Origin of the sequence: Pseudomonas juntendi, assembly GCF_009932375.1 — a bacterium.
Taxonomy (GTDB): domain Bacteria; phylum Pseudomonadota; class Gammaproteobacteria; order Pseudomonadales; family Pseudomonadaceae; genus Aquipseudomonas; species Aquipseudomonas juntendi.
Genome location: NZ_BLJG01000174.1, coordinates 1 through 18,654 on the forward strand (window position 1 = coordinate 1; position 18,654 = coordinate 18,654).

Annotated in this window: 18 protein-coding genes and 1 tRNA gene; 10 read left to right on the top strand and 9 right to left on the bottom strand. The window is 63.9% G+C overall.

The features are described from left to right. The first annotated feature begins 187 nt into the window (after nucleotides 1-187). Together tusA and pdxB are read left to right on the top strand one after the other, a co-directional pair. Nucleotides 188-430: a sulfurtransferase TusA gene (gene tusA / locus GYA94_RS20270; RefSeq protein WP_009686255.1), complete on the top strand. Its 243-nt coding sequence runs from the start codon at nucleotides 188-190 to the stop codon at nucleotides 428-430. Between the two features lie 60 nt (nucleotides 431-490). Next, the gene (gene pdxB / locus GYA94_RS20275) at nucleotides 491-1,633 is read left to right on the top strand and encodes a 4-phosphoerythronate dehydrogenase PdxB (protein WP_161892965.1); all 1,143 of its coding nucleotides are present in this window, start codon (nucleotides 491-493) and stop codon (nucleotides 1,631-1,633) included. A 130-nt stretch (nucleotides 1,634-1,763) separates the two neighbouring features. Here the strand turns inward: pdxB and GYA94_RS27715 are convergent, their stop codons facing one another. Further along, a complete protein-coding gene (locus GYA94_RS27715; protein WP_009686257.1) occupies nucleotides 1,764-1,937 on the bottom strand; it encodes a PA1571 family protein in 174 nt (57 codons plus the stop codon). A 209-nt stretch (nucleotides 1,938-2,146) separates the two neighbouring features. Between GYA94_RS27715 and GYA94_RS20280 the strand changes: the two genes are divergently transcribed. Continuing rightward, on the top strand, nucleotides 2,147-3,910 hold the full coding sequence (locus GYA94_RS20280; RefSeq protein ID WP_110679565.1) for an ABC transporter transmembrane domain-containing protein: 1,764 nt from the start codon (nucleotides 2,147-2,149) through the stop codon (nucleotides 3,908-3,910). A 108-nt stretch (nucleotides 3,911-4,018) separates the two neighbouring features. On the opposite strand, the gene GYA94_RS20285 is transcribed toward GYA94_RS20280, so the two are convergent. Together GYA94_RS20285 and GYA94_RS20290 are read right to left on the bottom strand one after the other, a co-directional pair. Further along, nucleotides 4,019-4,095 (bottom strand) — tRNA-Pro (locus GYA94_RS20285). Between the two features lie 80 nt (nucleotides 4,096-4,175). Further along, a complete protein-coding gene (locus tag GYA94_RS20290) occupies nucleotides 4,176-4,397 on the bottom strand; it encodes a YgdI/YgdR family lipoprotein (RefSeq protein WP_009686259.1) in 222 nt (73 codons plus the stop codon). A 186-nt stretch (nucleotides 4,398-4,583) separates the two neighbouring features. Between GYA94_RS20290 and moaB the strand changes: the two genes are divergently transcribed. Then, nucleotides 4,584-5,123 (top strand): molybdenum cofactor biosynthesis protein B, encoded by a 540-nt coding sequence (gene moaB / locus GYA94_RS20295; RefSeq protein WP_009686260.1) that lies wholly within the window; start codon nucleotides 4,584-4,586, stop codon nucleotides 5,121-5,123. After that, complete coding sequence (locus tag GYA94_RS20300; protein WP_161892966.1) at nucleotides 5,107-6,333, top strand: molybdopterin molybdotransferase MoeA; 1,227 nt, start codon at nucleotides 5,107-5,109, stop codon at nucleotides 6,331-6,333. The genes moaB and GYA94_RS20300 overlap by 17 nt, the downstream gene beginning before the upstream one ends. On the opposite strand, the gene GYA94_RS20305 is transcribed toward GYA94_RS20300, so the two are convergent. Beyond that, on the bottom strand, nucleotides 6,322-7,566 hold the full coding sequence (locus tag GYA94_RS20305; protein ID WP_161892967.1) for a glycosyltransferase family 4 protein: 1,245 nt from the start codon (nucleotides 7,564-7,566) through the stop codon (nucleotides 6,322-6,324). The genes GYA94_RS20300 and GYA94_RS20305 overlap by 12 nt on opposite strands. A gap of 365 nt (nucleotides 7,567-7,931) precedes the next feature. On the opposite strand from GYA94_RS20305, the gene yegS reads away from it, so the two are divergent. Continuing rightward, nucleotides 7,932-8,819, top strand: a complete 888-nt coding sequence (gene yegS, locus GYA94_RS20310; RefSeq protein WP_110679568.1) for a lipid kinase YegS — start codon at nucleotides 7,932-7,934, stop codon at nucleotides 8,817-8,819. Here the strand turns inward: yegS and GYA94_RS20315 are convergent. The 3 genes from GYA94_RS20315 to GYA94_RS20325 all read right to left on the bottom strand — a co-directional run bounded on the left by GYA94_RS20315 (nucleotide 8,803) and on the right by GYA94_RS20325 (nucleotide 11,223). Then, nucleotides 8,803-9,462 carry a response regulator gene (locus GYA94_RS20315; protein WP_029887253.1) on the bottom strand — a complete coding sequence of 220 codons (660 nt, stop codon included), beginning with the start codon at nucleotides 9,460-9,462 and terminating at the stop codon, nucleotides 8,803-8,805. The two genes, yegS and GYA94_RS20315, sit on opposite strands and share 17 nt — an antisense overlap. Beyond that, nucleotides 9,452-10,348, bottom strand: a complete 897-nt coding sequence (locus GYA94_RS20320; protein WP_161892969.1) for a sensor histidine kinase — start codon at nucleotides 10,346-10,348, stop codon at nucleotides 9,452-9,454. Before GYA94_RS20320 ends, GYA94_RS20315 begins: the two co-directional genes overlap by 11 nt. A gap of 365 nt (nucleotides 10,349-10,713) precedes the next feature. After that, nucleotides 10,714-11,223: a hypothetical protein gene (locus GYA94_RS20325; protein ID WP_009686268.1), complete on the bottom strand. Its 510-nt coding sequence runs from the start codon at nucleotides 11,221-11,223 to the stop codon at nucleotides 10,714-10,716. Between the two features lie 326 nt (nucleotides 11,224-11,549). Here GYA94_RS20325 and GYA94_RS20330 point away from each other — a divergent pair, with 326 nt between their 5' ends. Both GYA94_RS20330 and GYA94_RS20335 read left to right on the top strand, forming a co-directional pair. Next, nucleotides 11,550-12,485: a chemotaxis protein CheV gene (locus tag GYA94_RS20330; RefSeq protein WP_110679570.1), complete on the top strand. Its 936-nt coding sequence runs from the start codon at nucleotides 11,550-11,552 to the stop codon at nucleotides 12,483-12,485. A 55-nt stretch (nucleotides 12,486-12,540) separates the two neighbouring features. Further along, nucleotides 12,541-13,344, top strand: coding sequence for an MOSC domain-containing protein (locus GYA94_RS20335; protein WP_125854337.1), 804 nt, complete (start codon nucleotides 12,541-12,543; stop codon nucleotides 13,342-13,344). Between the two features lie 66 nt (nucleotides 13,345-13,410). On the opposite strand, the gene GYA94_RS20340 is transcribed toward GYA94_RS20335, so the two are convergent. Beyond that, nucleotides 13,411-15,336, bottom strand: a complete 1,926-nt coding sequence (locus tag GYA94_RS20340) for a transglycosylase SLT domain-containing protein (RefSeq protein WP_110679571.1) — start codon at nucleotides 15,334-15,336, stop codon at nucleotides 13,411-13,413. A gap of 222 nt (nucleotides 15,337-15,558) precedes the next feature. On the opposite strand from GYA94_RS20340, the gene GYA94_RS20345 reads away from it, so the two are divergent. After that, nucleotides 15,559-17,487, top strand: coding sequence for an ATP-binding cassette domain-containing protein (locus GYA94_RS20345; protein WP_110679572.1), 1,929 nt, complete (start codon nucleotides 15,559-15,561; stop codon nucleotides 17,485-17,487). 125 nt (nucleotides 17,488-17,612) lie between these two features. Here the strand turns inward: GYA94_RS20345 and GYA94_RS20350 are convergent, their stop codons facing one another. Continuing rightward, nucleotides 17,613-18,053 carry a universal stress protein gene (locus tag GYA94_RS20350; RefSeq protein WP_009686273.1) on the bottom strand — a complete coding sequence of 147 codons (441 nt, stop codon included), beginning with the start codon at nucleotides 18,051-18,053 and terminating at the stop codon, nucleotides 17,613-17,615. A 110-nt stretch (nucleotides 18,054-18,163) separates the two neighbouring features. Between GYA94_RS20350 and GYA94_RS20355 the strand changes: the two genes are divergently transcribed. After that, nucleotides 18,164-18,601, top strand: a complete 438-nt coding sequence (locus GYA94_RS20355) for a hypothetical protein (protein WP_161892968.1) — start codon at nucleotides 18,164-18,166, stop codon at nucleotides 18,599-18,601. Nucleotides 18,602-18,654: the final 53 nt, after the last annotated feature.

An 18,654-nucleotide genomic window follows, 5' to 3' on the forward strand; every position in this document is an offset into this window, starting at 1 on the left:
AGATCAACAGCCAGATCAACAGCCAGATCAGAAGCCGTGCGGGGGGGGGTAGGCGGCGCAAAGCCTCTGACCCGCCGTAGGGGCGCAAAGGGCCTTGGCAACGTCCGTCCGGACGTATGGCCTGCAAAGCCGCGCTTGGACCCCGCCGCGTGATGCGCGACAATAGCGATCATTTTCGGAGCCCCCCATGACCGATTTCACCCCCGACGCCATCCTCGATGCCACCGGCCTGAACTGCCCGGAGCCGGTGATGATGCTGCACCAGCACGTACGCAACCTGGCCGCCGGCGGCCTGCTCAAGGTCATCGCCACCGACCCGTCCACCCGCCGCGACATTCCCAAGTTCTGCAACTTCCTCGGCCACGAACTCGTGCAACAGCAGGAAGACGCCGGCACCTTCCTTTACTGGATTCGCAAAAAAGCCGACTGAAACCCTGTGCAACCCACCCGGCGATGCGCCTACACTGCGCTCCCCAGACAGGAGAGCGCCATGCTGATAGTTGCCGACGAAAACATCCCGCTGCTCGATGCCTTCTTCCAAGGCTTCGGGGAAATTCGCCGCTACCCCGGCCGAAGCCTCGATGCCGCCAGCGTCAAGGACGCCGATATCCTGCTGGTACGCTCGGTGACCAAGGTTGACCGCACATTGCTCGAAGGCAGCCGGGTACGCTTCGTCGGTACCTGCACCATCGGTACCGATCACCTCGACCTGGACTATTTCGCCGAAGCCGGCATTCGCTGGAGCAGCGCGCCAGGCTGCAATGCCCGCGGCGTGGTCGATTACGTGCTGGGCAGCCTGCTGACCCTGGCCGAACTGGATGGCGTTGCGCTGCCCGAACGGGTCTACGGCGTGGTCGGTGCAGGTGAGGTCGGGGGGCGGCTGGTACGTGTGCTGCGCGGCCTGGGCTGGAAGGTGCTGGTGTGCGACCCGCTGCGCGAGGCCGCTGAAGGCGGTGACTACGTCAGCCTGGAAACCATTGTCCAGCAGTGTGATGTGATCAGCCTGCATACCCCGTTGCAGCGTAGCGGCGGCTACCCCACCTGGCACTTGCTGGGCCAGGCGCAATTGGCACAATTGCGCCCGGGTGCCTGGCTGGTCAACGCCAGCCGTGGGCCGGTGGTGGACAACGCCGCCCTGCGCGAGCTGCTGCTGCAGCGCGACGACATCCATGCCGTGCTGGACGTATGGGAAGGCGAGCCGCAAGTCGACCTGCAACTGGCCGACCTGTGTACCCTGGCGTCACCGCATATTGCCGGTTACAGCCTCGACGGCCGCCAGCGTGGCACCGCGCAGATCTACCAGGCCCTGTGCCGCTTCCTCGGGGTGGATGAGCAGGTGCAACTGGCCGACCTGCTGCCGCGCCCGCCGCTGGCGCAAATCGAGCTGGATGCCAGCGCCGACCCGGCCTGGGCCCTGGCCACCCTGTGCCGCGCCGTGTACGACCCGCGCCGTGACGATGCCGACTTCCGCCGCAGCCTGAGCGACGACCCGCAACAACAGCGTGCCGCGTTCGACCAGTTGCGCAAGCAGTACCCAGCGCGACGCGAAATCGAGGGGCTGGCGGTGCGCCTGCGGGGCGAGGCGCCGCAGTTGGCGCAACTGGTCAGTGCGCTGGGTGGCGTATTGGTCTGACGGCGTGCCGGCCGCTGCACGGGCATTCGCCCGGGTGAGCGCCCAGCCGGGCCTGGCCGCAAGGGGCCAGTAGAGCACTCAGGGCAAATAAAAACCCGGCGCGGGCGCCGGGTTGCAAGAAATTCGCCGCTCAACCTTTGCGTACGCGCTCGACCCGGCTCTGTTCCAGGGCCTTGCAAGCCTGCTGGATCATTTGCTCGGTGATCGGTACTTCGCGCCCCTGGGCATCAATGATCGAACCGCATACCTGGGGTTGCTGGTTCGGCCGGGGCTGCTGGTTGTCGCTGGTAGGCTGCAAGCTCATGCATGGTCTCCTCATCAGGTGAACACTCAGGGTAGTCCTGCACCGTGACTGGCCTGTGACGACAGGCTCGTCACGGCAATACCAGTCCAACAGAAACGCTGGCAAAGCTCCATACCCTGGTTAGATCGATAGGCTATAACCACCTGCCCGCGTTCCCCAGCCCTGATGAGTGGTAGTCTGGGCCTTCGCCACACATAGTGATCGTCGCCATGTCCGAATCGGTTTCCCCGCAACCACGCCGGGCATTACGCCTGGCCTGGCAGTTCGTTCGCCCCTATCGCCGGCAGGTTCTGCTGGCCTTGCTGGCACTGGTGGTCACTGCGGGCATCACCTTGTCGATGGGCCAAGGCATCCGGCTGCTGGTCGACCAGGGTTTCATGACCCGTTCCGCGCACCAGCTCAACCAGACCATCGGGCTGTTCCTGCTGCTGGTATTGGCCCTGGCGGTGGGTACGTTCAGCCGTTTCTACCTGGTGTCCTGGATTGGCGAGCGCTGCGTGGCCGACATGCGGCGGGCCGTGTTCAACCACCTGATCGGCCTGCACCCCGGCTTTTTCGAGGATAACCGCAGCGCCGAGATCCAGTCGCGGCTGACAGCAGACACCACGCTGCTGCAATCGGTCATCGGTTCGTCGCTGTCGATGTTCCTGCGCAATGCATTGATGGTGCTGGGCGGTGTGGTGCTGCTGTTCATTACCAACCCCAAGCTCACCAGCATCGTGGTGGTGACCCTGCCGCTGGTGTTGGCGCCCATCCTGCTGTTTGGTCGCCGCGTACGCAGGCTGTCGCGGCAGAGCCAGGACCGGGTCGCCGATGTAGGCAGCTACGTGGCCGAGACGCTGGGGCAGATCAAGACTGTGCAGGCCTACAACCATCAGGCACATGACCGCGCACTTTTTGCCGACACGGTCGAGGCGGCATTCACCGTGGCGCGCAAGCGCATTGCCCAGCGGGCCTGGCTGATCACTCTGGTGATCGTCTTGGTGCTGGGGGCGGTTGGGGTGATGCTGTGGGTGGGCGGCATGGATGTGATCGCCGGGCGCATATCCGCCGGCGAACTGGCCGCCTTCGTGTTCTACAGCCTGATCGTCGGCAGCGCCTTCGGCACCCTCAGTGAAGTGATCGGCGAACTGCAGCGCGCTGCCGGTGCTGGCGAGCGCATCGCCGAACTGCTGGCCGCACGCAGCGCAATCCTGCCGGGCTGTGCCGCCTCGGGCCTGCCGGGGCAGAGGGCCCGCGGGCACATCGAGTTGCAGGAACTGGTGTTCGCCTACCCGTCACGGCCCACCGTGGCAGCGGTAGCTGGCCTGAGCCTGGTCATCGAGCCTGGCCAGACCGTGGCCCTGGTCGGCCCATCAGGGGCCGGCAAGTCGACCTTGTTCGATCTGTTGCTACGGTTTTACGACCCCCAGCAAGGGCGCATCCTGCTCGACGGCCAGCCGCTGACAGAATTCGACCCTGACCAGCTGCGACGGCAGTTTGCCCTGGTTGCACAGAACCCTTCGCTGTTCCGTGGCACGGTGGAGGCCAATATCCGCTATGGCCGCCCCGAGGCGAGCCAGGCCGAGGTCGAAGCCGCAGCCCGCGGCGCCCATGCCGATGAATTCATTCGGCAGTTACCTCAGGGCTACCAGACACCGCTGGGGGAGGGTGGCATCGGGCTTTCCGGCGGCCAGCGCCAGCGCCTGGCGATTGCCCGGGCGCTACTGGTGGACGCGCCGATCCTGTTGCTGGACGAAGCCACCAGCGCCCTCGACGCGCAAAGCGAACACCTGATCCAGCAAGCACTGCCCCGCCTGATGGCCGGGCGTACCACGCTGGTCATCGCCCATCGGCTGGCCACGGTCCAGCACGCCGAGCGCATCGCGGTCATCGACCAGGGGCGCTTGGTGGCGGTGGGCACTCATCGCCAATTGATCGAGCAAAGCCCGCTGTATGCCCGGCTGGCGGCCTTGCAGTTCACCAGTGCCTGACACAGGGGTGACGGGGGCAGTGCAGGGGTGGCTATCGGCTTTCAACGCCACCGTTGGTGGCAGTTTCCAGGCACAAAAAAGCCCGCATCAGCGGGCTTCTGGAGGATCTGGTCGGAGAGACAGGATTCGAACCTGCGGCCTTCTCGTCCCGAACGAGACGCGCTACCTGGCTGCGCTACACTCCGATGAACAAAATCCTACTGCATCGTGTTTTTGCTCGCAAGCCCCTGTTGTGCAAAGGGGCTTTGCTGAAAACGCGGCGCGGTTACAGCTCTTTCACGGTGCGGATCTGGTCTTTGTTCAGGCGGGTGCGCTTGCCGTCCAGCTGCTCGAATTCGTAGAAGCCGGAGTCTTCGTCGTAGGACGGTTTATCCGTCGCCTGGATTTCTCGGCCATCGTTCAGGGTGATGACGGTTGGGGTGGAGCAGCCGGCAAGGGTGCCCAGGCCCAAAGCGAGCAGGAAGGCGGGTAGGGTCCGTTTGATCATCGTGGTTCTCCAAGTGCGATGGTGCTAGATGACATTTATGACGCAGGACTTTAGTGCAAGTTCACTGCAAGTGCATCATAGCGATAAATCTGCGCGGTTGATCCAGGGCAAGTTTGTTGGGCGCAACCCGGTAAAAGTGCGCTGTGATATAACTGCGGCCAACCTATCCTGTTGTGACGGACCCCCATGAAAGCCAAGGCAGATACCCCCTTTGTGCCGCTGAATATCGCGGTGCTCACCGTTAGCGACACCCGCACGCCCGACACCGATACCTCTGGCCAGATGTTCGTGGACCGGTTGAGCGAGGCCGGCCATCACCTGGCAGAGCGGGTATTGCTCAAGGACGACCTGTACAAGATCCGCGCACAGGTTGCCACCTGGATCGCCGACGAGCGCGTGCAGGTGGTGCTGATTACCGGCGGCACTGGCTTTACCGGCCGCGACAGCACGCCGGAGGCGGTGGCCTGTCTGCTGGACAAGCAGGTCGATGGCTTTGGCGAGTTGTTCCGGCAGATCTCCGTGCCGGATATCGGTACGTCCACGGTGCAGTCGCGGGCCTTGGCCGGCCTGGCCAATGGCACCCTGGTGTGCTGCCTGCCGGGCTCGACCAATGCCGTGCGCACCGGTTGGGACGGCATTCTTGCCGAGCAACTCGACGCCCGCCATCGGCCATGCAACTTTGTCCCGCACCTGAAGCAGGCAATGGCCTGTGACAGCCGTGGCTGAGGTCAGTCAGCCACGGCCGCTGATGCCGGTAGAGCAAGCCCTGGAACAATTGCTGGCATTGGCCGAGGCGGCACCGATTCAGGAGACTGAAAACCTGCCCCTGGCCGAGGCGGAGGGCAGGGTACTGGCGACCGACCTGGTGGCCTCGCTCGACCTGCCGCCCTGGCCGAACAGTGCCATGGACGGCTATGCCCTGCGCCTGGCCGACTGGCAGGGCCAGCCGTTGCCCGTCAGCCAGCGCATCTTCGCCGGCCATGCGCCACAGCCTCTGCAGCCGGGCACCTGTGCCCGCATCTTTACCGGCGCCCCGGTGCCGGCAGGTGCCGATTGCGTCGAAATGCAGGAAAACACCCAGGTGCTGGAGGATGGCCAGGTACGTTTCGTCGAGGCGCTGCACGCCGGGCAGAACATTCGCCCGCAGGGCCAGGAAACCCGCAAGGGCGAGCAGGTGATGAACGCCGGCACGCGCCTGGGGCCGATCGAACTGGGTCTGGCGGCGACCCTGGGCCACGCCCGGCTCGAGGTGGTACGCAAGGTCAAAGTGGCGGTGCTGTCCACCGGCGACGAACTGGTCGAGCCCGGGCTGCCGTTGGGGCCCGGGCAAATCTACAACAGCAATCGTCGGCTACTGGTCAGTTGGTTGCAGCGCCTGGGGTGCGAGGTGGTCGATGCCGGCATCCTGCCGGATGACCTGGCGCAGACCCGCGCCTGCCTGGCCGGGCTGGGCCACGTCGACCTGATCCTGTCCACTGGCGGCGTGTCGGTGGGCGAGGCCGATTACCTGGGGGCCGCACTGCGCGAAGCGGGCGAGTTGGCGCTGTGGAAGCTGGCGATCAAGCCGGGCAAACCGCTGACCTTCGGCCATTACCAGGGCGTGCCGGTGATCGGCCTGCCGGGTAATCCGGCCTCGACCCTGGTCACCTTTGGCCTGCTGACCCGGCCCTACCTGCTGCGGCGCCAAGGGGTGGGCAATGTCACGCCGCTGCGCTTCGACATGCCGGCGGGGTTTGACTGGCCCAAACCCGGTAGCCGCCGCGAATACCTGCGCGCGCGCATCGAGCAGGGCCAGGTGCGCATCTACAAGAACCAGAGTTCGGGTGTGCTGCGCAGCGCGGCCTGGGCCGACGGGCTGGTGGAGGTGCGCGAAGGCAGCACGCCGAAAACGGGTGACAGCGTGCCGTTCATTCCCTTCAGCGAACTACTTGGCTGAACGCCCCAGCCAGGCATCGGCCAGCGGCCCTGGCACCGGTGCTGCCTGGGTCAGGCGCATGTGCACGGTTTCCAGTTGATGAGCCGCCACGCTCCAGTCGTGGCGCTGGCGGGCGAACTGGCGCCCGGCCGCGCTCAACTGGCTCATGCGCCAGGGCTGGTTGAGCAACTGGGTGATCAGCAGGGCCAGTTGATCACTGTCATCGCTGCCCAGGTAATGCTCGCCGTTGTTCACCGCCAGGCCGGAAACGCCCTTGCCGGTACTGATGACCGGCAAGCCGGCAGCCATTGCTTCAAGGATTTTCACCTTCGAGCCACCGGTATAGCGCAGCGGCGCAAAAAACAGGGCTGAGCGGCTTTGCAGCTCACGCAGATCGGGGCGATAGCCGAGCCATTCGATCCGCGGGTCATTCCAGTGCAGCTTCCAGCTGGCCGGCATCGCATGCCCGGCAATCGCCAGGCGCACGGCCGGGTTGCTCAGCCACACCTGCGGCATGATGTCTTCCAGCGCCCACTCGATGGCTTCCAGGTTGGCGCCGTATTCAAAATTGCCGACAAACAGCAGGCGCTGGCTGTGCAGCGCCGGCTGCACCTGCTGGTAGAAATCACATTCCACGCCATTGACCACCACATTCACCGGGCGCCTGCTGATCTGCCCGATCAGCTCGGCGTCGTGAGCGCTGACGGCTACCAGCTCGGTGGGCTGGCCCAGCACGCGCTGTTCCCAGCGCCGGTAGCGCCAGCGGTCGAAGGCATTGAGCGGGCGTAGCCATAACGGCAGGCGGTCATGGCAGACGCTGCCGGTAACCGACTCCAGGTTGTGTTCGCTGAGCATGAAGGGCAGGCCGCGGGCCTGCAGGGCCTTCTCGAACGGCTGGAAGCTATAGCTGTGCTCGATCTGGATCACGTCCCAAGGTTCCTCCAGCAACTGCTCGAAGCGGTGCCGCAACGCTGCGCAAAGGCCGTTGATGATCGCCCGCATGGGGTAGTCGATGATCGGCGATGCCAGCAGGTTCAGCGGGCTATGCAGCGGCCTGCGCGGCAGGACTATCAGCCGTTCGAGGTACGGTTCCAGTGCCTCGCGTGCGGCGTCGCTGAGGGGTATCTTCGATTGCACCAACAAGGTGATGCGGTGGCCGCGCTGGGCCAGTGCCCGGATCAGGTGGTATTGGCGAGTCTTGCAGCCACTGGTGGTCGGCCAAGGCAGGTAAGGCAGTGTCCAGAGAATACGCATGACCGTGGTCCTCGCTGACGGCTGCAGAGGGCAAGACGCACCTGTCGGCCGGTTGCAGGAGAGGGCCGGGAGGTGCGTCCGTGGCGGGCAAGCCAGGGCATTTCATAGTCAAAATGCTGACTCGCCTGGTGCTCATTCGCTTGTAGGGTCAAAAACCTGTCAAAAGTGTCTCGACTCAGCATAGCCGGGCATTGTCGGCTGTGGAAAAAATGCCATTATCTTCACTACCAGCCGAGCCGGCGCTGCTGCAGGGAACACCGCCTGCCACGCGCGACACGCCGCTGGCTGTTTTTGAACGCGGCATGCAACGATCCACGCGTGCCCGTGGTCGAGATAGGGTTGGTCAACCTCAGGGAGATGCGCCTATGCAAGCGCGCAAGGCAATGCTGGTCCTGCACGGCAAGCAGGCGATGAACGACGAACTGCGCGATGCCGTGCACGACATGCGCGACAGTGGCTGGGTGCTGGATGTGCGGGTCACCTGGGAGGCGGGCGATGCCCAGCGCCTGGTGACCGAGGCGCTGGCGGCAGGTTACAGCCACATTGTCGCCGGTGGCGGCGACGGGACCCTGCGCGATGTGGCCGAGGCCATGGGGCAGGCCGGGACCGATGCCAGCCTGGTATTGCTGCCGTTGGGCACCGCCAACGATTTTGCCAAGGCTGCCGGCATTCCGCTGGAGCCTGCCGCTGCGCTGGCCTTGTTGAACGTGGCGGCACAGCCCATAGACCTGGGCCAGGCCGGCGACCAGCTGTTCCTCAACATGGCCACCGGCGGGTTCGGTAGCCAGGTCACGGCCAATACGTCCGAAGACCTGAAGAAGGTCCTGGGCGCCGCGGCCTATCTGTTCACCGGCCTCACACGCTTCAGCGAACTGCAGGCGGCTTCGGTCGAGCTGCAAGGGCCGGATTTCCACTGGCAAGGGGACCTGCTGGCACTGGGCATCGGCAATGGCCGCCAGGCGGGAGGCGGGCAGGAGCTGTGCCCGGATGCGGTAGTCGATGATGGCTTGCTCGATATCGCCGTGTTGCCTGCCCCACAGGAAATGCTGGGCACGTTGCGTGACCTGCTGGCCGGTGATGGCCTGTTCGTCCGTGCCAGGTTGCCCTGGGTCGAGATCAAGAGCGCCCAGGGCCTGGACCTCAACCTCGATGGCGAGCCCTTGCAGACTACCAATTTGCGTTTCGAAGCCCGGCCCGCAGCGTTGCGCCTGCACCTGCCTGCCGGGTCGCCGCTGCTCAGTCGTCTAGGCTGATGATCTTTTCGCGCACGGCAAACAGTACCAGGCCAGCCACGTCATGAATTTGCAGGCGCTTCATGATTTGCGAGCGGTGGGTTTCCACGGTCTTGATCGACAGGCCAAGGCCAGTGGCAATTTCCCGGGTCGACTTGCCTCGCACGATCAGGCGCAGGATCTCCAGTTGGCGCGCCGTGAGGTTGTGCCGGTCGCTGCCGCCCTGTGCGCCCGGCCTGTTGCGCTGCAGCGCCTGGTTGATGACGGTGTGGGCAATGGCCGGGCTCAGGTAACGCTCGCCGTGGCGTACTGCCTCCAGGGCCTGCTCCAGCTCGGTGGCACTGGTGTCCTTGAGCAAGTAACCGTGGGCACCGCTTTCCAGGGCACGCATGATCAGGTCCGGATCGGTGTGCATCGACAGGATCAGCACCTTGCAGGTGCTGCCGCAGGCCCGCAATTGGGTCAGGGCGTCCAGGCCGCTGGTCGAGCGCATGGAAATGTCCAGCAGGACGATGTCCGGCGCCAGTGCGCGCACCTGCTCAAGCAACTGGCTGCCATCGTCGGCCTCACCGACCACGCTGTAGCCGGGAATGTCGCAAACCAGCGCACGTACGCCGGCGCGGATCAGCGAGTGGTCGTCGACCAGCAGCAATCTACAGGTCATGGGCAACAGTACTCCTGGCGCGTTGCTGGGTGCGCGGTGGCCACGGGAACATCGCTTCTATCCGTGTACCCTGGCCAGGCTGGCTGGTGAGCTGCAGGCTGCCCTGCAAGGCCGTTACCCGCTCCTGCATGCCGGCCAGGCCGCGCTGGCCGGCCTCGGCCGGGTGCCGGGCGGGGACGAAGCCGCGGCCATCGTCGTGAATCGACAACGCCAGCCCGGCAGGGGTGCGTTGCAGGCGCACAACCAGGTTGCGTGCCTGGGCATGGCGCAGCATGTTGGTGACTGCTTCCTGGGTGATGCGGAACACTGCCATGGCCACTGCATCGTCAATGCCGCCCAGACGTTGGTTGCACGCCAGGCTCCAGTGTACGCTGCTGCTGCCCAGCGTGCGGACCAAGTGCGCGCGCAAGCTGGCTTCCAACCCAAGACTCGCCAATTGCCTGGGGTTGAGCAGGCTCGACACGTTGCGTACCGTGCCCAGGGTGTCATCCAGGGTGCTGTGCAGCGCATCGCAGTGGCCCTGCAACTCGGCCGGCATGCGCCGTTTCAGCCACTGCAGTTGCAGTTTGGCGGCAGTCAGCAATTGGCCAATGTCGTCGTGCAACTCCCGGCTCAGGTGTTGCCGCTCGTCTTCCTGCACCTTCAGCATGCGCTCGGCCAGTTCAGCCGGCCGCAGGCTGATCGACCCCGCCCCCAATCCCAACTGCAGGGTGGCGGCCAGCGTTGCGGCCAACTGCAAAAGTAGCAGGCCAGCCGGGATAGCCAGGTTGGCCAGGTACAGCATCAGGTTGGTGACCAGCGAGGCCACACACAGCCCGACCGTCAGCCAGCGCAGCAGGGCAACGCGGCAGCAGCTACGCATGTAGAATTTCAAGCGTGGGAGCATAAATAGGGAAGCCACTGAAGTATTGCTGATAGAGGCCTTGCACAATGCGGGTCAGAGGCTTTGGCGCAGTACTTCCGCTGTTTGGTCGAGCACCTGATGTGCAAACTTTTTTGTGATTGCAAGTGTTTGTGGGGGCGCATATTACCACTTCGTACGGTGTCGGTCGCGGCTGGGTGACGCTCCGAAACGCCTGTTGGCAGGGCGGTGCCGGGTAGCAAAGTGCCACCCGCGGATCCCGCTGCTCGCACCCGCGCTGCAACTAAGGCGGTAATGATTCAACTTGGCCTTCCTGAAACTTTGCGAACTTTGCAAGTTCGACCAGCGCAGGGCTTGAGTGCATGTAGTTAGTTGCACTTCTGGTCAGGTTAATGCGCGCGGTACGACCGGCTGCCATGGCTGCCGGAGCGCATGACATCATGCGGGTGATCGCACGTTTTGCCTGCTTCATCGCAAGACGCGCAAGCAGGGGCAAGGGGTTGCTGCACGACCTTGGCCAGCTCGCCCAGCAGCACCAGTTGCTCGCCGATATCCAGGTTCAACCGCCCGGTTCGGCTGTCGAGCAACTCCAGTTGCCAGGCCAGCAGGGTCAGGCACGCCTCGATCGCAGGCAATGCCTCTGGCTGCAGGCAGCCGCTGTAGCAGGCCGGGGCCAGCAACTGATGAAGCGCGGTGGCGTAATGGGCAACTTCGCGCGCGCCCAGGCGGGTGGCCTGCCCGGCGAGGCTGGCCAAGGTGCTGTCCAGGCAGCGGCAGGCGTCTGGATCGTTGTCGATCAATTCCAGATGCTGCAGGCATTCCTGGGCCTGGGTCAGCAGTACCTGGGCATCCAGCAGGAAGCCCTGCAGTGCGTTATCGAACGCTAAGGCAGTGTCCATGATCAGGTCCCCGCGCGTGGGGTAGGCGCAGGTGACGGGCACGCCGCAACGATAGCTAGCAAAAGCCTGACTCCATTCATGCAATGAGAATGGCGTCACATTAATGGCTAAAGGATATCGCGAATATCAGGTTTCACCTGACTGCCCCTAGGGGTTTCCCTGATGCGGGCTGCCGAATTCGAGCGGGGTGCCGGCAGTAAAGCATGATGGTAAAGTGATATCAATTGCCGGGTCGGCATTTTCCCGCAAGGGTCAAGGTGTGCGGGAAGCCGCCGATACAGGGTAGATCAATTCACCTTTTTCGACTCAAGCCTGGGGGCTTTCCAATGGCTGGCATTCTCGACACGGTAGACCAACGCACGCAACTGGTAGGTGAGAACCGCCTGGAAATCCTGATGTTCCGCCTGGCGGGCCGCCAATTGTTCGCGATCAACGTGTTCAAGGTTCAGGAAGTGCTGCAACTGCCCAAGCTCACCCTGATGCCCCAGCGTCATGCGTTCGTCTGCGGTGTGGTCAACCTGCGTGGGCAGACGTTGCCGGTGATCGACCTGTCCCAGGCCATTGGCATGCGCCCGCTGCAACCCACGCCCGACAGCACCATCATCGTCACCGAATACAACCGCTCGGTGCAGGCTTTCCTGGTAGGAGGGGTCGACCGCATCGTCAACATGAACTGGGAGTCGATCATGCCGCCGCCGTCCAGCGCCGGACGCCAGCATTACCTGACTGCCATCACCAAGGTCGATGAGCAACTGGTCGAGGTCATCGACGTGGAAAAGGTGCTGGCTGAAATCGTCCCTTACAACGCCCGGGTTTCCGGCGACAAACTGGCCGACCCCGTGCTGGCACGGGCGCGAGGCCGCGAGGTGCTGCTGGTGGACGACTCCAGTGTGGCCCTGGCGCAGTTGCGCGACACCTTGTCCCAGTTGGGCATGAAACTGCATGTGGCCAGTGATGGCCTGAAGGCACTGCGCATGCTCAAGGGTTGGGCCGATGCCGGCGAGGACGTGTGTGAAAAGCTGCTGATGGTGTTCACCGACGCCGAAATGCCGGAAATGGACGGTTACCGCCTGACCACCGAGATTCGTGGCGATGCGCGGCTGCGCCAACTCTATGTGGTGCTGCACACATCGCTGTCGGGCAGTTTCAATGAATCCATGGTCAAGAAAGTGGGTTGCGACAACTTCCTTTCCAAGTTCCAGCCCGATCGCCTAGTCGACGTGGTCAAGCAGCGCCTGCTGCTGGATACGGCCACCGCGTGATCGCCACGCCTGCCCGGTATAAGCTTGGCATTTGCCAAGACGCGAGGCGGCAGGGATGTTTCTGAGTGAGTTGTACCGATACCCGGTGAAGTCGTGCCAGGCGCAGAGCCTGCGCGCTTCGCCGGTGGGGCTGCTGGGCCTGCAGGGTGACCGGCGCTGGATGGTGGTCGAGGCAGAAAACGGACGCTTCCTGACCCAACGTGCCTGGCCACGCCTTGGCCAGATCGCGGCGCACGATGACGGCTGCGGCCAGCTGCTCTTGCAGGCGCCTGGGCGCGCCTCGCTGAGGGTGGCAGTGCCACCTGCCGATGAGGGCCTGCGTGGCGTGACGATCTGGCGCGATACCTTGCGCGTGCCAGACGCCGGCGATGGCGCGGCGGCCTGGCTGAGCGAGTGGCTGGGCAAGGCTGTGCGCCTGGTGCATTGCCCGGAGCAGCGTGCCCGTTATTTGCCCAACGGTTATGGCTTCAACAGCGATCGCGCGGCTTTTCCGGATGGTTTCCCCTTGTTGCTGATCGGCCAGGGCTCGCTGGACGAGCTTGACCGCCGCGTGGGGCGGCCCATGGAGATGCTGCGTTTTCGGCCGAACCTGGTAGTGCAGGGCGCCGAGCCTTTCGCCGAGGATGGCTGGAAGCGGATCCGCATTGGCACCCTCGAATTCCGGGTGCTCAAACCGAGTGTGAGGTGCATCTTTACCACTATCGACCCCGCCACCGGCGAGCGCAGTGAAGACCGTGAACCGATGGCCACGCTCAGGACCTTCCGCGAAAAGGAAGGGGATATCTTGTTCGGGCAGAACCTGGCGGTGGATGGCAGCGGGTGGCTTGAGGTCGGGATGGGCGTGGAAATCCTGGAATAGCTGTGTGCTGGCACCGGCCTGTTCACAGGTTTGCCCGTGAACAGGCCGGCAAGGGCTCAGCGAACCTTACATGTCATCGAAATACCGCTCATGCCAATCCACCAGCGGCTGCGGTGCATTCAGTTTCTGCCCGTAGATCACCGAATACGACAGCACGTTCTGCACGTATTGGCGGGTTTCGTCGAACGGGATCGACTCCACCCACACATCGAAACTCAGGTGCTTGGCGCCCCTCAGCCACTGGCGCACGCGCCCGGGCCCGGCATTGTAGGCTGCCGAGGCCAAGACCCGGTTGCCGTTGAACTGGCTGTGCACCTGGCTCAGGTAGGCGGCGCCCAGCTGGATGTTCTTGTCCGGGTTGAGCACTTGTGCCGGTGAGGCAAGCGGAATGCTGAACTTGCGGGCCGTTTCCTTGGCGGTAGCCGGCATCAGTTGCATCAGGCCGCTGGCGCCGACCGGGGAGCGTGCGTCTTCCATGAACGCGCTTTCCTGGCGGGTAATGGCAAATACCCAGCTCGAATGCAGGCCGCGCACGTTGGCTTCGCGCACCAGGGTGTCGCGGTGGGCCATCGGGAAGCGGATGTCCAGGTCGTCCCAGTACTGGGCCTGGCTGATGGTGCGGATGGCCGGGAAGTACCAGCGCAATTCATAACCCAGGCGCGCCTGCGCCACCATTTCATCGCGGTTGAAGTGCCGGCTGACGTGGTACCACTCGCGGCGGCCTTCGACGATCTGGCCGCGGGCATGGAATTCCAGCGCCCGCTGGATGCCGGGTGTATTGCGTACTTTCTTCACCAGTTGCGGGCTCAGCAACAGGGGTTTGTTGTTCAGCTGGTACGGTGTCTTGGCCCGGTCGGCGGCGAGGAAACCATAGAAGTCACGCTCGCGCGCCACGGTCTTGTACAGCAGCGGGATCTGTGGGTTGTTCGGCTGTGCCAGCTCCAGGCTGCGCGCTTGCCAGTACTTCCAGCGGCTGCTGCTGGCCAGGTCCTGAGGCAGGCGCCGGGTCAGCTCGTAGGCGTCTTCCCAGCGGCCCAGGCGCAGCAGCAGGCGCAGGCGCCATTCACTGACGGTGTTGTCGCGCAGCTCAGGGTCGTAGCGGGTCATCAGGTCGAGCGCACGCGGGTCGTAGCGGCGGGCCAGGGTCAGGCCGATTTCGCGGGCGATGGCCACCTTTTCGTCGCGGGAAAAATGCATGCGCTGGGCGTAGTCGTCCAGCAGCGCCATGGCCCGCTCCGGGTCCTGGCGCGCCAGGCGGCGCAGGCCCAGGCTGACCACATCGGCCATCGCCTCGTTGGCCGGGGCAAAGCGTGATGGCTGGTTTAGCAGCTCAGGCTTCTGTGCCACGTCGACCAGCAGCCGGCCTTGTGCGCCGAGGGTGGTCAGGCCGTTGACCAGGCTGTTGGCCAGGCTGTAATTGCGCGCCTGGGCTGCCAGCTTGGTGCGCTGCCAGCGCTTGCTCTCGGTCAGCTGGCCTTCAGCGGCCCACATGCCGAACAGTGTGTCGCACGCGGCAGGTTGCGACTTGCCCACGTTCCACAGCTTTTCGGCGGTGGCGTTGCCTTCGGCGCGCAGGCCATGGCTGAGCTGGTACTGGCCGTTGAGGCAATCGAGCTCGGTGAAGTTGAGCTTGGGGTCGTAGTACTTGACGAAGGTGTCCCACTCACCGCGTTCGGCCAGCCAGCGCAACCAGCGCAGTTTCATCCAGTTGGCCTGGGGCAGGTCGCCATGCTTGGCGAGGAACGCCTCGATTTCCTGGTTGCTGGCGCTTTTCAGGCGGGCGGTGAGCTCGTCGTAGGCCAGGTAAGGGGTCAGCGGGTAGTCGCTCAGGGCCTGGGCATAGCGCAGGTAGGGGCCTTTGTCGCCTTTGGCCAGCGCGCGTTTGGCCTCGTCGTAGTACTGGCGCTGCAGGGTGAGGTCGGTGGCCTGTGCCGCGCTGGTGGCAGCGGTCAGCAGCAGGCAGGAAGCAATTTGTAACAGGCGGCTGCGCATGATACGTCCGGGCAGTTGAACCATGGGGAAGTGACGGCGGAGCCAGCACTGTTGGAAGCTATTGCCTTAGCTTAGCCGTTTGCCGGCAGCAGGTGAAAGCACTGTGCTTGTATCGGCATATTAACGTCGACCGGATGTCGCCACGGGTGCATCGATTGGCCTGGCAGCTGCCGTCGGGGGCCCAACTCAGGTAGAATGCGCGCCCGATTTATGGAGACCAACATGACCCTGCTCAAATTCAGCGATGTGTCCCTCGCATTCGGCGCCATGCCGCTGCTGGACAAAGTGTCCTGGCAGATCGCTCGTGGCGAGCGGGTGTGCATCATCGGCCGCAACGGCACCGGCAAGTCGAGCATGCTGCGCCTGGTCAAGGGCGAGCAAAAGGGCGACGACGGGGAAATCTGGCGTGCGCCGGGCCTGAAGATCGGCGAACTGCCGCAGGAACTGCCGGTGGCCGATGAGCGCACGGTGTTCGACGTGGTCGCGGCCGGCCTCGACGGCGTGGGTGAACTGCTGGCGCAGTTCCACCACCTGAGCATGAACATCCAGGGCGACGATGACCTGGAAAAGCTCATGCATGTTCAGCACGAACTGGAAGCCCGCGACGGCTGGCGCCTGCAGCAGGTGGTGGAAAGCACCCTCAGCCGCCTGCAACTGCCTGCCGACAAGACCCTGGCCGAGCTGTCCGGTGGCTGGCGCCGCCGTGTGCTGCTGGCCCAGGCGCTGGTGTCGGAGCCCGACCTGCTGCTGCTCGACGAGCCGACCAACCATCTGGACATCGGCGCCATTGCCTGGCTCGAAGAGGCCCTGCGCGGCTTCAACGGCGCGGTGCTGTTCATTACCCACGACCGGTCGTTCCTGCAGAACCTGGCCACCCGGATCCTTGAACTGGACCGTGGCGGCCTGATCGACTGGAACGGCGACTACGCCAGCTTCCTAGTGCACAAGGAGGCCGCACTGGCCGCCGAAGAAACCGCCAACGCGCTGTTCGACAAGCGCCTGGCCCAGGAAGAAGTGTGGATTCGCCAGGGCATCAAGGCCCGCCGTACCCGCAACGAAGGTCGCGTGCGTGCCTTGAAGGCCCTGCGGGTAGAGCGTGGCGAGCGCCGCGAACGCCAGGGCAAGGCCAATATCCAGATCGAGGCGGCGGAAAAGTCCGGCAAGCAGGTCATGGTGCTGGAAAACGTGAGTTTCCATCATCCCGAAGGGCCGATGCTGGTCAAGGACTTCTCCATGGTCCTGCAGCGCGAAGACCGTATCGGCCTGCTGGGTGCCAACGGTACCGGCAAGACCACCTTGCTGAAGTTGATGCTCGGTGACCTGGAGCCCACTTCAGGCAAGGTCGAGCGCGGCACCAAGCTGGAAGTGGCCTATTTCGACCAGATGCGCCACCAGCTCGAGCTGGAAAAGACGGTGATCGACAACCTCGCCGAAGGCCGTGACTTCATCGAGATCGATGGGCAGAACCGCCATGTGCTCAGTTACCTGGGCGACTTCCTGTTCAGCCCCCAGCGTGCGCGCACGCCGGTCAAGGCGCTGTCGGGGGGTGAGCGTGCCCGCCTGCTGCTGGCCAAGCTGTTCAGCAAGCCGGCCAACCTGCTGGTGCTCGACGAACCGACCAACGACCTGGACGTGGAAACCCTCGAACTGCTCGAAGAGGTGCTGTCCAACTACAAGGGCACCGTGCTGATCGTCAGCCACGACCGGGCCTTCCTCGACAACGTCGTCACCAGCACCCTGGTGTTCGAAGGCGAGGGCAAGGTGCGCGAGTATGTAGGGGGTTATGAGGACTGGATTCGCCAGGGCGGCTCGCCGAAGCTGCTGGGCGTGACCGAGAGCAAGGGCGGCAAGTCGGCCCTCAACAGCGCGGTGGTGGAGAAGGTCGAGGCCAAGCCTGCGCCTGTTGCTGCGCCGGTGGTGGAGGAGGCATCGAAGAAAAAGCTCAGCTACAAGCTGCAGCGTGAGCTGGAGATGCTGCCGGGGCAGATCGACGCGCTGGAGCAGCGCATGGCTGAAGCCCAGGAAGAAGTGAATGCGGTGGGCTTCTATCAGCGGCCGATTGCGGAAACTTCGGCGGTGCTGGCCAGGATCGAGAAGCTGCAGGGTGAGCTGGATGTACTGGTAGAGCGCTGGGCTGAGCTAGAAGGCTGATAGTTGTTAGCCTGGTCCGGCCCTATCGCCGGCAAGCCAGCTCCCACAGGGACACCATAAGGCTTGAAATCCATGGTGCCTCTGTGGGAGCTGGCTTGCCGGCGATAGGGCCGGACCAGGTCGGATCAGTCTTTCTTCTGCAAGCGTACCGCCAGCACGTCACATGGCGCACCGTGCAGCACGTCATTGGCCGTGGAACCCAACAGCAACGCCAGGCCGTGGCGGCCATGGCTGCCGACCACGATCAGGTCGCAGTGTTGTTCCTTGGCAAGCTGGTGAATTTCCTGGCGAGGTTGGCCGTAGGTCAGGTGCGAGTCGCCCCGATTAATGTCCGGGTACTTGTTGAACAACCGGTCCATGCGCTCTTTGGCCTGGTCGAACTGCTGTTGTTGCAGTTGCGACAGGTCCATCGGCACATCGCCGCCAAACGCCATGGCCATTGGCTCGACGATATGCACCAGCGATACCTTGGCGTTCGATGGGGCAGCCAAGGCCATGGCGCGCTTGATTACCGGGTCGCATTCTTCGGTCAGGTCGACCGCGACCAACAAATGTTCGTAGGGCATGAGCAGTACTCCTGACAATCGCGATAAAGGAAGTATGGTCGCTTTCGGGCGGGTCTTCCGTGAAAAATGGCTAACCAGCTCATTTGCAACGCTTTATGGAATCTACTGATATGACGGTATTGCTGGTGGTGTCAATCCTTGCGCTGATTCTCAGCCCGTTTTCCTGGTTGCGCAGTTCGCGCAAGCAGAGCGAGCAGATGAAGCTGCGCCTGGAGGCCCGACGTATGGGGTTGGCCATGCAGCTGGCGCCGCAGCAGTGGCCGCACTGGCTGGAGAAGGAGCCGCCAAGTCCTTGCCCGCAGTACCACCGGGCGCGCCGCCGTGGGCACCAGAACAGCTTCAGCTACTGGCAGGTCAGCCCGGGGGTGTGGTGGAACCAGTACCGCGAACCCTGCGAAGACCCGCGTCACGTGGAGGCGCTGGCGCGCTTGCCGGCGAGCGTTTACAAGGTAGAGGCCGATGCCCGGATGATCGCGTTGTACTGGACTGAACGGGGCGATATGGCTGTATTGCAGGATGTTGCCTACGTCCTCGAAACCCTCGCCTGAGTTCAGCTAAACACGATCCCTTTAGGGGCAACTCTCTTTCTCAAAATTTGAAA